This window comes from Paenibacillus sp. FJAT-27812 (assembly GCF_001273905.1).
Lineage (GTDB): Bacteria > Bacillota > Bacilli > Paenibacillales > Paenibacillaceae > Pristimantibacillus.
In genome coordinates this window covers 6916625-6932241 of the sequence record NZ_LIGH01000001.1, presented here as the reverse complement: position 1 = coordinate 6932241, position 15617 = coordinate 6916625, and the positions used below count along the sequence as shown (strand labels likewise).

9 protein-coding genes are annotated in these 15617 nt (G+C 52.3%); 5 read left to right on the top strand and 4 right to left on the bottom strand.

The features are described 5' to 3' along the window. Positions 1–24: 24 nt before the first annotated feature. Entirely contained in the window at positions 25–1035 is a 1011-nt protein-coding gene (locus tag ADU23_RS29880; protein WP_053377097.1) for a Gfo/Idh/MocA family protein, read from the top strand. Positions 1036–1068: 33 nt separating this feature from the next. Here the strand turns inward: ADU23_RS29880 and ADU23_RS29875 are convergent, their stop codons facing one another. Then, on the bottom strand, positions 1069–1905 hold the full coding sequence (locus ADU23_RS29875; protein ID WP_053377902.1) for an AraC family transcriptional regulator: 837 nt from the start codon (positions 1903–1905) through the stop codon (positions 1069–1071). Positions 1906–2123: 218 nt separating this feature from the next. Between ADU23_RS29875 and ADU23_RS29870 the strand changes: the two genes are divergently transcribed. Continuing rightward, positions 2124–3125, top strand: coding sequence for a Gfo/Idh/MocA family protein (locus ADU23_RS29870; protein WP_053377096.1), 1002 nt, complete (start codon positions 2124–2126; stop codon positions 3123–3125). Between the two features lie 30 nt (positions 3126–3155). Continuing rightward, positions 3156–4094, top strand: a complete 939-nt coding sequence (locus ADU23_RS29865) for an aldo/keto reductase (protein ID WP_053377095.1) — start codon at positions 3156–3158, stop codon at positions 4092–4094. 29 nt (positions 4095–4123) lie between these two features. Here the strand turns inward: ADU23_RS29865 and ADU23_RS29860 are convergent, their stop codons facing one another. Next, positions 4124–4885 (bottom strand): helix-turn-helix domain-containing protein, encoded by a 762-nt coding sequence (locus ADU23_RS29860; RefSeq protein WP_231637655.1) that lies wholly within the window; start codon positions 4883–4885, stop codon positions 4124–4126. 184 nt (positions 4886–5069) lie between these two features. Here ADU23_RS29860 and ADU23_RS29855 point away from each other — a divergent pair, with 184 nt between their 5' ends. Next, a complete protein-coding gene (locus ADU23_RS29855) occupies positions 5070–5879 on the top strand; it encodes a phytanoyl-CoA dioxygenase family protein (protein ID WP_053377093.1) in 810 nt (269 codons plus the stop codon). A gap of 36 nt (positions 5880–5915) precedes the next feature. After that, positions 5916–6740, top strand: a complete 825-nt coding sequence (locus ADU23_RS29850; protein WP_053377092.1) for a sugar phosphate isomerase/epimerase family protein — start codon at positions 5916–5918, stop codon at positions 6738–6740. 61 nt (positions 6741–6801) lie between these two features. On the opposite strand, the gene ADU23_RS29845 is transcribed toward ADU23_RS29850, so the two are convergent. Together ADU23_RS29845 and ADU23_RS29840 are read right to left on the bottom strand one after the other, a co-directional pair. Continuing rightward, positions 6802–8481 carry a DUF11 domain-containing protein gene (locus tag ADU23_RS29845; protein ID WP_053377091.1) on the bottom strand — a complete coding sequence of 560 codons (1680 nt, stop codon included), beginning with the start codon at positions 8479–8481 and terminating at the stop codon, positions 6802–6804. After that, positions 8478–15185 (bottom strand): DUF7507 domain-containing protein, encoded by a 6708-nt coding sequence (locus ADU23_RS29840; protein WP_053377090.1) that lies wholly within the window; start codon positions 15183–15185, stop codon positions 8478–8480. The genes ADU23_RS29845 and ADU23_RS29840 overlap by 4 nt, the downstream gene beginning before the upstream one ends. Positions 15186–15617: the final 432 nt, after the last annotated feature.

Below are 15617 nucleotides of genomic sequence, written 5' to 3'. Positions count from 1 at the left end.
CACAATCTACTGGGAGGTTATTGTATGTTAAAGGTTGGTTTAATCGGCTTCGGGTTTATGGGACGCATGCATTTTGACAATTATGTGCGGCTTGCTGCAGAAGGCGCGCCGGTGCAGCTTGTAGCAATCTGCGATCTGCTGATCGAGGAGCTGAAGGAAGGCAAGGCGTCTGGCAATATCGCGACCGAGCAGGACGTATATGATCTTACTCCTTACAACTTATACGATAATATTGCTGCGATGCTGGAGAATGAGGAACTGGATGTCGTTGATATCACTTTGCCAACCTACTTGCATGCTGATCTAGCCTGCAGCCTGCTGGAGAGAGGGCTTCATGTGCTATGCGAGAAGCCGGCAGCAGGAAATGCGGAGGACGGCTGGCGGATGGCCAATACGGCAAAACGTACAGGAAACACGCTGATGATCGGCCAATGCCTGCGCTTCTGGCCAGCCTATGAATATTTGAAGGCCAGCGTAGAGGACAAACGGTACGGAGCGGTTACGGGCGGTTATTTCTTCCGGGGCTCAGGCGCGCCAAAGGGCTGGTTCCTTGAAGGCGACAAAAGCGGAGGCTGCCTGCTGGACATGCATATCCATGATGCGGATATGGTGCACTGGCTGTTCGGCAAGCCGGAGAAGGTGTCGACGATTGCGCGCAATGTCATTCCGGGCAGCGCCTATGACGTAGTGTCCACCAATTACATTTATCCCGACGGCAAGGTGCTGAATGCGCAAGCGGACTGGACGCTGGAGGGCGATTTCGGGTTCGCGATGACGTATCGGGTTAATTTCGAAGGCGGCAATCTAGTCTTTGAAAATGGTCAAGTGAAGGTGAATCCGAACGACGGACCGGGCTTTATCGCCGAATTGTCGGAGGATATGGGTTATTACCGCCAGATCAAATATTTCATTGAGTCGGTTGAAGCAGGCACTCCTGTATCAATCTGCTTGCCGGAAAGCGCGGTAGGCACGCTTGAAATGATCGAAGCGGAGATGCGGTCGGCTGATGAAGGCGGCACATTGATCAAGCTATAAGAAGCTGCGCCCACGAGGCGCAGCTTTTTTATTTTATACTCCATAAAGCTGGCGATATACAGTTGGCGTCATCCCCTCGTGCTCCATAAACCGCTTGTTGAAGTAGCTGACGCTTGGATAACCGGCATCGCCGGCAATTTGGCCGATGTTGATCTCTTTGCGCTCAAGCAGCCATTGCTTCGCCATTTGAAGGCGGCAGCGCGTAACAAAATCCATCGGCGTCATTTCCATTACGCTGCGAAAGAGCTTGCAGAAGTAATAAGGGGATACGCCGGCATGCTCCGCCCAATGCTCAAGCACAAAGGGCTGCGTTGCTTCCTGCTGCATGAGCGGTAGCAGCTCTAGGATGCGGTTGCCGGCTGTGCTTGCTTTGCTGCCCGAAATCGGAACAGCCTGCTCGACGAATACGGCGAGAATCGCATAGGTTAGCGCGGACAGCTTCGTCGGATGCAGCATCCGGTGAGACTCCGCTTCGACAAGCAGATCCTCGTGAACCTGTTCCCAAGCGGCAGGCTGGCGAATCGTCCAAAGCTGGCTTTTGTGAAAGCCTCGTTCAATCATGTAGTCCTGCAAGCCTGTGCCGTAGAAATGTACCCACCTGATGTCCCAAGGATCATCCTTGCTGCTATAGTAATGCTGCCGCTGCAGCGGAAAATAAAGGACCGCCTCCCCTGCCTCAAGCGTGTGCACCTTGCCGTCATATTCAACATACCCTTTGCCGGATACGACATAATGGATGTTGAAATTGTTCAATGAGCCGGCTTTGCGCATGGAATAATGCTCGGGGTGATTCCAGTAATGACCGACGGATTCGGGGAAACAAAAGAACGGATTTTGCGGGAGCGTCAGCAGAAGGGACTGCCTTTGCATAGCTTTCACCTCGATGACAATATTGTTGTAATCCATAGCAAAATAATATCATTTTATTTTTGAATGTTCTACTTTAAACTAGAGGAAAGCATAAGTTAACCGTTCTATTTCTCTAATTATTAAAGACATCCGATAAGCTGTGATGAGAACAAGCGGTACGGCTAGTTATGCTTACAATCACAATATAATAATAAAATAATAGCCGAGGTGACGGTAGGATGAAGACGGATAAGCTAAAATGGGGCATTTTGGGCTGCGCAGGAATCGCCAAAAGAGCGGTTATTCCTGGCCTTAAGCTCTCAGAGTTAAACGAGGTAGCGGCAATTGCCAGCCGCAGCTTGGACAATGCCAAGAAAACGGCAGAAGAGCTTCATATCGAGACTGCTTATGGCAGCTATGAAGAGCTGCTGGCTGATCCTTCAATTGATGTCGTATACATTCCGCTCCCAAACCATTTGCACCGGGAGTGGACGATACGGGCCGCGGAAGCCGGCAAACATATTTTGTGCGAGAAGCCGCTGGCATTGACGGCGAAGGAAGCGGCTGAGATGGCCGAAGCAGCTGCGAAGGCTGGCGTCCTTCTATCGGAAGCCTTTATGTATAGATACCATCCAAGGTACGACATGATCAAGAAGCTGATCGACGCCGGCGAGATAGGCGAGGTTCGCGGCATCCGCAGCGCGTTCACCTTCAATAACGCAGGGCATAAGGAGAATGTCAGATACCGCAAGGAATGGGGCGGCGGCTCGATTTACGATGTAGGCTGCTATCCGATCAATGCCGCGCGCCTGCTGCTGGGCAAGGAGCCGGAAGCGGTGACGGTGCAAGCTTTGTTTTCGCCGGAGCATGATCATGTCGATATGATGGCATCGGGACTTGTGGAGTTCGAAGGTTCGGTGTCGCTGACGTTTGATTGCGGCATGTGGGCGGCTTTCCGCAACCCGCTGGAGGTGCTTGGCAGCGACGGCACCATAGAGGTTCCATCCGCATTTGTAACGGGCGAGCCAGGCAGCGGCAATTTCTTCGTAAGCGCCAAAGGTGAACGCCGAGAGGTCGAGGTGCCGCATGTAAACGCTTATACGGCGCAAGCCGATCATCTTGCTCAAGCCATTAAAGGCGGTACGCAGCTGCAATTCGGCGGATCGGACGCTGTACGCAATATGAAGGTCATTGATGCTTGCTTGGAATCGGCGCATGAGCGTAAGCGCGTTCTGCTTTAAATTAGAAGATAAACGAAGGAGGCAATAACGATGGAATATATTCAAATCAAAGGTTCGCCAAAGCCGGTATCGCGCTTAATGAAGGGTTCGGACTATTTTTATCATGATGCTTACGAGAAGGCTTCGGCTAATTTGGACGCTTTCCTTGCCATCGGTGGCAATTCAATCGACACGGCGCATATTTACTGCGGCGGACAAAGCGAGGAAGTCATTGGCCGTTATATGCTGGAGAGGGGCAACCGCGAGCAACTCGTTATTTTGACAAAGGGGGCGCATCATAATCAAGACGGCCCTAGAGTGAGCAGAGAAGCGATCCGCCAGGATTTGGCTGACAGTCTCAAACGTCTGCAAACCGACTATATCGACCTCTATGCGCTGCATCGTGATGATCCGTCGGTACCTGCAGGAGAAGTGATCGATATTCTAAACGAGCATGTGCAATCAGGCGCCGTCCGGGCGATTGGCGTATCGAACTGGACGTGGCAGCGGATTAAGGAAGCGAATGAATATGCGGCTGCAAAAGGACTAGTAGGGTTCTCCTTCAGCAGCCCGAACCTTAGTCTTGCGAAAGCGAATGAGCCCTTCTGGTCTGGCTGCGTATCGGCTGACGAGGAAACCTGCGCATGGCATGAGGAGCAGCAGTTCCCGCTGTTGTCATGGTCTTCGCAAGCAAGGGGCTTCTTTACGGGCAGATTCTCGCCTGAGGTTCGCGACAACGCAGATCTGGTACGCGTATTTTATAGCGATGACAATTGGGAGCGGCTTGAGCGCGCGAAGCAGCTGGCAGCAGAGAAAAACGTCAGCGCGATCCAAATCGCGCTTGCCTATGTGCTGAATCAGCCGTTTCCGACCTGTGCGTTAATCGGCGCGCAGTCAGCAGAGGAGCTTCATTCCTGCGACGCGGGCTCGCTTATTCAGCTTACCAAGGCAGAGATGGATTGGCTCGACCTCGCAACGCAGAAAGTTTAATACGGAATAGAAAATGAAAAAGGACAAAGCTACTCTCTGCGGGCAGCTTTGTCCTTTTTGTACGTTCTTGGGCTTGTGCCGTACGTATTGCGAAATAATGCGGCAAAATGATTGTAATTGTAGAAGCCGACATCGAGCGAGGCCTCGGTAGCCGTACGTCCCATATGCTCCATTAGCAGCGCAGCCTGCTCAAGCCGCAGCCGGTTCAAATGCTCAAGGACGCTAGCGCCCGTTTCCTGCTTGAAGAGATGGGAGAGCCTGGAGACGGAAAGCCCGACGGATTTGGCTAGATCCTCGATTCGGACCGCTTGCTGCATGTTGCGGGATAAATATTGCAGGGCGAGTTCGATGCGCGGGTCAAGCCGGCGCTCAAGCAGCTGTGCTGCGAGAAGAATAACTTCACGCAGCGCATTTTCGCAAAGCATATGCCAGAAGCTCGCTCTCTCGCGGGAATCGTTCAAAATATGATGAAAGGTGTGCTGCACCCTGCTTTGCATATTGCTGTCGGGCACGGTGGCCACGATACATTCTTCGTTAGGCAGGTAGTCGATTTCAGGTAGTTTCTGAAAATGCGCCCAGTAAAAATGCCAGCGGCTGCCGGGCACGGTTCCGTATTCATGCGGAATGCCGGAGCGGAGCAGCGCGATTTGTCCGCTTCGGCAGCGCTTTTCCCCATGAGGCGTACGCAAATAGCCTTCGCCCTCCAAAGTGTAAAAGAGGAGCCAGTCGCTTATGCCGTTTGGCCTGCGATACCGATAGGAATCGGATTCATCGAAAAGCCCGCTTAGCAGCGCACCGCCATTCGTCTCGGTAACCGTGTCGTTGTCGTTAGATGGATGCGTGGCGATCTCCTCCTTGGAATAAAAATAGCAGAATACCGATAGTTTTCAGCAGTAATCATTCTTCCTTAAAAATAACGAAAGCTCTATGATTATGTCAAGAACATTGATTAATTCAGTGAAGGAGAGCTAAGCGATGACAAAGCGTTTGAACGTATTGACGCAAGAGCAAGTGGATCAATTTGTGGCAGAGGGATATATCGTGATTAAAGATCTGTTCTCGCAAGAGGACATTCGCACGATTGAGGATACGTTTGAGGAGATCAGCCATACGACTGTACCGGGCTTGTTCGAGCCGGATTTGACTGGGGCTGGGGATGATCCGTTAAAACGGTTTCCTCGGGTCATGCATCCCCACAGGTTCAATGACACGGCCAAGCAATATTTGCTGCATGAGCCGGTAATGAATGTTTTAGCCGATTTATACGGCGAGGAAGCGCTGGCAGCCCAAAGCATGTTTTATTACAAGCCGCCGGGCTCACGCGGCCAAGCGCTGCATCAAGACAATTTCTATTTGCAGGTGGAGCCTGGCAACTGCATCGCGGCATGGACGGCAATCGATGCGGCAAATGAGGAAAATGGCGGCTTGCTGGTCGTTCCAAAGACAAGCGAGCACGAGATAAGCTGCCCCGAGATGGCGGATTCCACCGAATCCTTCACGACACATTACGTCAAGCCGCCAAAGGACCAGAAGGCGATGCCGGTAATTATGGATAAGGGTGACGTGTTGTTTTTTAACGGGAATCTCATTCACGGCTCCTACCGAAACAAGACGAAGGATCAATTCCGCCGCGCGTTTATATGCCATTATGCGAATGCGTCAGCAACTCATATCAGCAATCACTATCGCCCGTTGTTCCGCCAAGACGGCACGCCTGTCGATTTGGAAATCAATACAGACGGAGGTCCGTGCGGAATTGAATTCGAAAATGCGTATCCGCACTAATTTATGAAGAATATAAACGATCAATTGCAGGTGGAGATGTCTTGGTGGGGAATGAATGCGCTGGAAGGTACAGCGGGGCATGCGGCAGATACGGAAGGGAAATTCAAGCTAATTGCGGAGAGCGGCTTCGACGGCATTAACGCTTTTGTGCCGGCGCCTGAAGAGAGCGGACTTTGGAAGGAGCTCCTTCACAAGTACGGCTTATCGTTCAGCGTGAACGCTTATCCTGCGTCGCTGAAGGACATGTCCGACTTTTTGGATAAGGCCGCTGCATTCGGAAATATTGACTATATCAACGCACAGGTAATGACGCCTTTTCTAATCGGCGACTCGGCGCTTGAACTGCTCTCGGGCATCGACGCGCTCGCAAGGCAAGCCGGCATTCCGGTGTTTATCGAGACGCATCGGGGAACGATTACGCAGGACCTCATTCGGACGCGGCAGTTTTTGGAGTCGCTGCCGCTGCTTAAGCTTACGATTGATTATTCCCATTATGTGCTGGCGGGTGAGATGCATACGGTATCGCCTGAAGCGGAGCAGATGCTCCAAAGCTTGCTGCCGTATGCATGCAGCATCCATACGCGCATCTCGAATGGCGAGCAAATTCAGATCGATCCCGGAGAAGCAGGCGATCATCCGATGCTGCCCCATTTTGCAAGATGGTGGGAAAGCGCCATGCGTCATTGGCTAAAGGGAGCAAGGCGGGATAATGAAATATTCCCTGTAGTGATCGAGCTCGGACCGCCGTCCTATGCGATTACGAGAGACGTTGCCGGTTCAGGGCAAACCGAAGTTAGCGATCGCTGGCTGCAGTCTCTCTATTTGAAGAAGCTCGTCAAGCAGCTTTGGCAAAATCTTTAACAAAAACCCGACTTGGACAGCGCTGTCCAGTCGGGTTTCTTATGGGTTCCGCCTTTTCATGCTACTCATCATCCCCGGTCACATCAACCTCTAGCGGATTGGATACAGCCTCCCCGTTCATGCTTCGGCCATCCGCCTCATACGTATAGCTTGCTATGACGTATCCTAATATTTTTTCTGACAAATACGCATCCGTTACGACGGCCGAATATACGATTAGTAGTCTAGATCCCGGCGGTACGCTTCCTAGCAGCCATGTTCGGTTCCCGTCATAAGCGCTTGGATTTCGTTTGGCGCCATCTACGCGGTACGTCTTCGGTAGAAGATCGACGCCATAAGGAAAGTCGCTTATGAAGGACACGTCTGCAGCCAAATTCCCGTTGTTTGTGAGAATGGCATGAATGGTTATGGCATCGCCATATTCGACGACCGCAGGCGCAACCCGCCCGCTGATTTGGATGATTGGAGCGGCGATTTCCGTTGCAGCGGAATTGGAGAGCGAGGTGTTGCTAACCACTCTGCCATCCGACAGCCGGAAGGTGTAGATGACTCTTGCAGCATTCGTTATCGGATCAATAGAGGAGATTTGCGGCGGGATTTGAGCGGCAAACGTTACGACATTTAGTGATTGCCCGAGCAGCGTGCCGAGCGTGATGCCATCCTCGAGCCTTGCGCTGGGCATTGGAATGCCATTTAGCTTTAGGCTGTTCGCAACAAACCTCACCCCGCCGGGCAAGGAATCCTCCAGTCTTGCATCGACCGCTATATGGGCTGCATTCCGAATTTGAATGGTGTAATGCAACGTGTCGCCGGGAACCGCGAGTTCTTGATCCACCTGCTTAGTGACGATAATCTCAGGTTTGACAAGGGTAACGATTACCTCATTAGACAATACAAAGCTTGGCGTGCCGGAAATGAGATAACGAATCGCTGCTTGGCTGACAGTCTGATAGGGCGTTTCCTCGGTCGTTTGGGTGCGATAGGTAATCATAACGGTAGAATGGGGCTGCAATAGACCAAGCGGAATGCCGGATCTTGGGTCGGCTTCCGGTGAGATCACGTCGTCTACCGTTACGCTGCCGGGTACAAAAAGTACGCCGGCAGGCAGGGTAAGGAAGGCGACAGCATCTCTAAGGCTGAGATTGCCTTCATTGACGATTGTTAACGAATACGAAACAAAGTCAGAGGGAAATGTGTGACTGGTGCTGGCTTGCAGGCTTGCAGATACAGATAAAGGATTGACAGGCGTCACAAGGGCGTTGGAATAAGTGGTGCTCGTAACCCTTCTTCCCTCGGCAGTCTGGAAGACGGAATCGGCGCGCGCTTGATTAACAAGCTGCAGGCTGCTGGGCAGCGAGATGACGATGAGCTGGAAAACGATTTGGGCACTAGCCTGAGGCTCCAGGCTGCCAATGGTTATGCCGGATTCCGGCGTAGAGCCGGGAAGCGGCGTTCCGTTTAGCAGCAAGCTGTTTGCAACAAAGGATGTTCCCTCAGGCAGCTTGTCGGTAAGGGTAACATAGCCGGCTACATTGCCAGTGTTCGTGGCGATAAGTTTGTACGTTATCGTGCTTCCTAATGAGACCTCGCTTTCAAACGCGCTTTTGTTGATTTCGACGCGAGTGCCTACCAATGCGGTATTAACCGTATTGGAGTAAGTGACAAACGCTGCGCTTCCAGAAGCAAATTGAACGAGCGATTGGTTCTGCACAATGGGATTATTGCTTGAAGTCAGGCTCATATCGAGACAACCAGCACTTGGAAAGTAACCGTTGAGCTGGCACCCGGAGCAATAGTGCCGATCGTGATGCCGTTATTCGGATTCGCCGAAGGCCGTGATGTGCCATTAACAATGACACTGCCGGCAGTAAACGTCGTTCCAGCAGGTACAGGATCGATGAGGACAACGTTGCTGACGGCTGCAATTCCGTTGTTAGTCACGAGCATAGTATACGTAATCGTATCGCCTACGACAGCATCAACGGAGGAGGCGCTCTTTACGACCGTCACATTTGGCGAGGAAACAGGGATAGACAAAACATTGGACAAAACGGTGCCTGTCAGCAAACGGCCATCCGGCGGCGAATAGGAGTAATTGGCTGTCGCTTGATTGACGAGCAGCTGCGGTGACGGAAGCGCATCGACGGTAACCTGAAGCGTAATGAGAACGCTGACGGATGCTCCCGGTTGGACGGTACCGACGGATACGCCAGTCGCCGGATTCGCCCCCGGCTGAGGCACGCCGTTGACCAGCACGCTGTTTGGCACGAATGCGGCTCCGGTAGGAATCGTATCTAATACCGAAGCATCGGCGGCAATGTTGCCCGTATTTTTGATGGTTAATGAATAGGTGACGGTATCGCCGACAGTCGCGTTTGCGGTATCAGCCGATTTGCCAAGCGAAATCTGCGGCTGGTAAACCGGCGTGACGACAGTGTTGGAAAACGTGTTTCCAGAAAAAGCGCCGGAGGTAAAGCTTACGGTCCCTGCATTACTTAATGAAGCAGGGCTCGGCAATGACGTAACGAGTATGCTGAAATCGACCAAAATGGTTATGCCGGGCGCTATTGTACCAAGGAGTATGCCTAATGTAGGGTCGGCTGATGGTACAGGCACGCCGTCGACGACCACGCTGCCGGTTTGGAAGGCTGCGCCAGCGGGAATCTGATCGATTACGCGCACATTGTTTATATTTTCAATACCGCTATTCGTAACGGATAAACGATACGTGAGAGTATCGCCAACGACGGCATCGATAACCGTTGTGCTCTTCACGACAACGACGTTAGGAGCGGATACCGGAATCGATAGCGTATTCGTTACAAAAGAACCGTTCAAGGTGCGAGTATCAGGCAGAGTGAAGCTGTACGTTGCAGATGCTTGGTTGGCAAGCTGCTGGGTAGGCGGCAATGTATTGATGACTACGGAAAACGTGACGGTTGCGGCAGTTGTCACACTGCCAAGCGAAATTCCTGCTGCCGGATCTGCGCCGGGCACGAGCTGGCCGTTGACGATGACGCTGTTCTGGACGAGGCTTGTTCCGGCTGGAATCGTATCGGTTACGGTAACGTTGCCCGGATAGTTTCCAGCGTTCTGCACAGCTATCGTATAAACGATCGTGTCGCCAATGGTAGCGTTGCTTGTGCTGCCGGTCTTGATGCCTGTCAGAATAGGCTGATAGACGGGAACGATTACCGTATTGGAGAAAGTGACGCCTGAGAACACGCCGGAAGTAAAGCTGACAGACGAGCGGTTGCTGAGCTGTCCGGAAGCGGGCAGCGAGGTCACGGTCACGTTAAACGAAACGACAACGGTTTGCCCTTGGGCAATCGTGCCGATCGCTACTCCGGCGGCGGGATTTGCGGCTGGCCTTGCTGCCCCGTCTACGAGCACGCTCCCTGCTACGAGTGCAGTGCCAACCGGCAAAGGGTCGGTAAAGATGACATTGTTAACGGCTGCGATTCCGCTGTTAAGGATCGATATGGAATACGTAACGATGTCTCCGACAGCTGCAGCTGTTGAAGCTGTGCTCTTAACTACGCTGACGTTTGGGGCAGATACGGAAATAACGACCGTGTTGGAGCTTGCGCTTCCGTTAAGCGGACGGCCGCTCGGCAGGACAAACGAGAAGGCTGCCGCTGCTTGGTTGGAAAGCTGCTGCGGATTCGGCAGCGAATCAATGATGACGGAGAAGATGACGGTAACGGTTGTATTTGGGGCAACCGAGTTAATCGTGATGCCTGTCACAGGGTCTGTGCCGGGCTGAGGCAATCCGCCTACGAGGACGCTGTTAGGCTGGAAGATTGCGCCGGCAGGAATATTGTCCGTCAATACTACGCTTCCAGCATAATTTCCTGTGTTACTGACATCGATTCGGTAGCTAACGGTGTCGCCTAATGTTGCATTGATGGTATTGGCACTCTTCACAAGCGAAATGATTGGCTGATATACCGGTGTATTCACGACGTTAGACGTCGTCATGCCGGAAAATGCGCCTGAAGTAAAGGTGACGCTGGCCTGATTGCCGATTTGTCCGGATGCAGGTATGGCGATTACGCTTAATTTGAACGTGACGGTAACCGTGCTCGACGGTGCAATGGTGCCGAGGGGAATGCCGCCAGCTGGGACGCCTGGGGCTGGCGTGCCGTTAACCGTCACGCTGCCGGCAACGAATGCCGCGCCATCTGGGACAGGGTCGGTTAAGACGACGTTATTTATCGGCTCGATTCCGCTATTGGTAACGCCTACCGAATACGTAATGATTTCGCCTAGCGCGGCATCAACTGCGGTTGTGCTTTTGACCACGGCAACGTTAGGGGCTGAGACCGAGATGGACAAGGTATTGGATTGCGCGGATCCGCTTAACAACCTTCCATCCGGCGGCGTAAACGTATAAGAGGCAAAAGCTTGATTGACGAGAAATTGCGGATTCGGAAGCGATGTGACGATTACCGAGTAAGTGACGGGTATTGAAGCGCCCGGCGGAACGGAGCCTACGCTGATGCCGGTAACCGGCGATTCGCCAGGATGCGGCACGCCTCCAACGACGACGCTGTTTGGCGCAAAGGTTGTTCCAAGCGGAAGGGGATCACTTAGCGTAAGCTGGCCTGCCAGATTCCCGGCATTGCTCACGAGCACCGTATAGGTAACGGTATCACCTACTGTTGCATTGCTCGTATTTGCGCTTAACAGCAGGGCGATCTGCGGCTGCGTTACGGGTGTCGTTGTCGTATTCGACGAGGAGGAAGCCGAGAACACACCTGATGTGAAGCTGACTGTTGATTGGTTCGTAATTTGGGATGGTACTGCCATCGTCACTCTCACCTCAAATGTTACGGTAGCCGAGACGCCTGGGGCGAGGGTACCGATTGGAATGCCGGAGGATGGGTTCGAATCCGCCCGGGGCGTGCCGTTCACAATAACGCTGTTGTTGATAAATGCAATATTACCGGATAAGGGATCGTTAATGACGACATTGTTTACGGGAGCGATGCCATTGTTGGTTACGACGGAGGTATAGGCGAATGTATCGCCAACAACGACGGCGGTAGTCGTTAATGATTTGACTATGGTTACGTTTGGCGGCGATACGGGTATCGAGACTGTATTGGATGTAGAAGCTCCATTCAACTGGCGGCCATCCGGGAGTGAATAGTTATATTGCGAAACTGCTTGGTTAACCAGAACCTGCGGCGAAGGCAGCGATGTTACGGTAACGACAAAGCTGATCTCGGTTGTTGTGCCGGGCTGCAAAGCACCGATTGGAATGCCTGTAACGGGGCTTAACCCCGGGAAGGGAACGGCATTAATCAGCACGCTGTTTGCGGCGAAGGTTGCACCGGCAGGGATATTATCCGTTATCGTCACATTCGCGGTTGTATTGCCTGTGTTGCTCGCTCTTATCGTGTAAGTGTAAGTATCGCCTTCGGTTGCGCTTTTCGTGCTTGCGGATTTCACAAGTCCTATCACAGGCTGAAAAGCAGGGATGTTGATCGTATTGGAAAGCGAAGAACCGGTAAAGGCGCCTGATGTATAGCTGACGCCTGCCACGTTGGCAATAACGGCCGGACTTGGCAGGGAGGTTACCTGAACTTGAAAAACAATCGTAATGACGGCAGAAGCATTGAGTGTACCGACAGCAATCCCGACGTTCGGGTTTGCGGCTGTTGGGACCCCGTTAATGGTTGTGCTGCCTGCCACGAAGGTGGTTCCGTTTGGCAGCGAATCCGAAATGTTGACGTTGGTTACGGATACGATGCTGTTATTTGTAACGGCAAGCGTGAAGGTAATGATATCGCCGATTGCCGCTGCGGTAGCGTTAGCGGATTTGGTTATGGATACGTTTGGTGCTTGTGCTGAAAGGGTAACCGTATTCGAGCTGCTGCTGCCGGCCAAAGCTCGCCCGCTTGGCAATAGATACGTGTAGCTGGCAACAGCTTGATTGACCAGCGTTGGCGGGGACGGCAGCGTATTAAGAATAATTTTGAAGGAAACGGTCGACGATCCGGACGAGGGTATGGAGCCTAGCGAAATGCCTGTAACCGGACTGTCGCTCGGACGGGCCGTTCCGTTCACGGTTACGCTGCCTGCTATGAACGATGAGCCGTTTGGTATATTGTCTGTTAATGTGGCTTGCGCGGCAATATTTCCGGTATTCCTCACCGTGAACGAATAGGTAACGGGTCCCCCTACGGTTGCGCTTGTTGGCAAGCCGCTCTTGACGATGCTTATGATCGGCTGATAGACGGGCGTTGTCACGATTCCAGACAGAGAGAGGCCAGAGAATGCTCCCGAGCTGTATGAGACGGACGCTTGATTGACAAACGAGCCAGAGCTTGGTACGGAGAGCGCGCGGATCGCGAAAGTGACGGTTACAGAGCCGCTTGGCGCGATAGTCCCAATACTGATGCCGCTGGCCGGACTGGCCGTAGGCCTTGAAGCGCCAGCGACCACTACGCTGCCAGAAACAAATTCCGCGCCTGCGGGTATGGCATCAGTCAACGTGACATTGGTAACGGCCGCGATTCCGCTATTTGTAACTACAATCGTATAAGTAAGCGTTTCTCCTACGGCGATGTCTGTTAGGTTAGCCGTCTTAACGGCGGTTACGCTTGGAAGCCTGACCGGAATCGTAACGGTATTGGAAACAAATGAGCCTGGGAAGATTCTCCCATCAGGAATCTGATACGTATAGGTCGCGGATGCCTGATTCACAAGCTGCGGAGGCGATGGAAGCGAATTGACCTGCACTTGGAACGTAACCGTTGATGATCCGCCTGCCGCGACGGAGCCGATTGCGACTCCGGCGGCTGGGTTAGCACCTGCCACCACAACGCCATTTACACGAAAGCTATTCGCAATAAAGGACGTGCCCGCCGGTATGTTGTCGGTTAAGGTGAGCGTTGCCGCCGAGCTGCCTGTATTGGCAACAAGCATCGTATAAGTGACCTGATCGCCAACGGTTGCATTTTGCGTATTCGCGCTTTTGACGATCGATAAATTCGGAGCAAATACGGGGACGGTTACGGTGTTTGATGGAATGACACCTGTAATGACCGATCCTCCTGCGACACTTTGGAATGTAAACGCCGCATTGGCCGTGCTTGAAATTTGTGCAGAGCTGGGCAAGGAGGTTACGACAACTTGATAAGTAACCGTGATGGAGGTCGCAAGATTCAGTGAGCCTAGCGGCGCTCCGGTTCTTATGTCGAAGGTCGGTTTAGCAACGCCGCCTACGGTAACGCTGCCCGCCACGAAAGAGACGTTCGAGGACAGTGTATCGGTTAAGACAACGCTTGCTGCGTTCGCCGTTCCTGAATTGCTCACCGTAACGGTGTAGGTGATGATGTCTCCGATCGTGGGCCCCGTTACGTTATCGCTGAGCACAACGCTGATAATAGGTGCATTGATATCAACTTGAATCGCGTTAGCGTTCAGCACATAAGCATCCCCGGAGGTTGTTAGCGACAACACGGCCGAGCTTTGGTTATTCGTAAGTCTTGCCGAAACGTCGACATTGGTAATATCCCAGCCTTGACGTCCTCCGATAATGTTTGTGCCAGGGGCACCGTTCGTTTGATTGCGGTTGCCAAAGGTTCCAGTCGTGTTTAAGGCGCCTGAATCGTTGTTGATTTGCGAGGCAAAAAAATTGTTCGCGAAATTGTTTGTTCCCGATAATGCGACTAAACTCGCTGCAGTTGGGCCAAACAGCGCTTGATCCCCTGTTCGGTTGGCGTCCCCTTCCTGCGCGCTGAACAAGGCTCTCCCGCCTAAGGCACCCGAGATCGGCGTTGCAAAACCGGTAATCGTCGTATTGACGGGCCCTGATGCGCTTTGCACAAGAATGGCTCCAGCGCGAAGAGACATATTGCGAAAGGGCAGAGAAGGGTTCTGATAGATGACGGCTAGCGTCCAGCCGGCATGATTGGCGGTGGAATCGCCTGGGATAATAATCGTCCCGACGACAGAGCCAGTCGAATATGTCCCCGCGCCGCCGGCCTGCACGAATGCGGTGACATTCGCCGACCTTACATAACCTAGTGCGCCGCCTCCAAGGTCAAACGTATTGCTCGTTGCCGCATCGGGCGTCACGCTAAAGGTATTGAGCGGTGTTCTAAAGGTAACGGGATTATTAATGGCCGCGGTTAAATTGACAGTTCCATTAACATAGGTTCCGCCCCAAATAAGCTCAGCATAAAGAACGGTGCTTCCTGTGGGAAGGACAAGAATGGCAGCTGAGCTGTTCTCCAAATAGTTGCTTGTTGTTCCAAGCGGATATGTGCCGTATTGCGCGGCCGAATTCGTCGTAATGAAAGCGCCAATGCTATCGGATGTGCCAGGTACCCCCGCGACTTCTGAACGGCTGAGGCCCAGCGTATTTCCTGTAAACGTAATGGCGCCGGTTGCATTTAATGTTGCTCGGACGACCAGAGGTATTGAATTCACCCCCTTCGCAAACTAGGATTCTTGTTGCTATGCATAAATGGATTGATTAAGTGTATGAGCCTTTATTCGCAATTTTGTTTGTCTTCCTAAAATATAGTTTTAACATTATTTGGATTTAGTTTAATATTGTCCAACCATAGAGTCTAAGATTGTCCAATTAAACGCTTTCATTTACAGGATATAATGATAAAAACGCTTACAAGAAGCTGGGTTTGCGGTGATGATACAGAAACGGATACAATGGTGTCCAAGCCCGAAACCGAGCTATTGACCAATAAACCTATAGAGTAAACCGATAATGGAAATGCTAATCTCATGATCACAGTGACGTGCACCCATATAGCTGCACCGCAATCCTTTCATACGATCATCATTCCATGCGGATGATGAAAGCATATAAACTAACGCCAGCAATCGATGGGGCGTTAGTTT

Excerpts from the sequence above, each read along its gene's own strand:
- ADU23_RS29880 (WP_053377097.1), top strand. The coding sequence starts at position 25 with ATGTTAAAGGTTGGTTTAATCGGCTTCGGGTTTATGGGACGCATGCAT.
- ADU23_RS29875 (WP_053377902.1), bottom strand. The coding sequence starts at position 1,905 with ATGCAAAGGCAGTCCCTTCTGCTGACGCTCCCGCAAAATCCGTTCTTT.
- ADU23_RS29870 (WP_053377096.1), top strand. The coding sequence starts at position 2,124 with ATGAAGACGGATAAGCTAAAATGGGGCATTTTGGGCTGCGCAGGAATC.
- ADU23_RS29865 (WP_053377095.1), top strand. The coding sequence starts at position 3,156 with ATGGAATATATTCAAATCAAAGGTTCGCCAAAGCCGGTATCGCGCTTA.
- ADU23_RS29855 (WP_053377093.1), top strand. The coding sequence starts at position 5,070 with ATGACAAAGCGTTTGAACGTATTGACGCAAGAGCAAGTGGATCAATTT.
- ADU23_RS29850 (WP_053377092.1), top strand. The coding sequence starts at position 5,916 with ATGTCTTGGTGGGGAATGAATGCGCTGGAAGGTACAGCGGGGCATGCG.
- ADU23_RS29845 (WP_053377091.1), bottom strand. The coding sequence starts at position 8,481 with ATGAGCCTGACTTCAAGCAATAATCCCATTGTGCAGAACCAATCGCTC.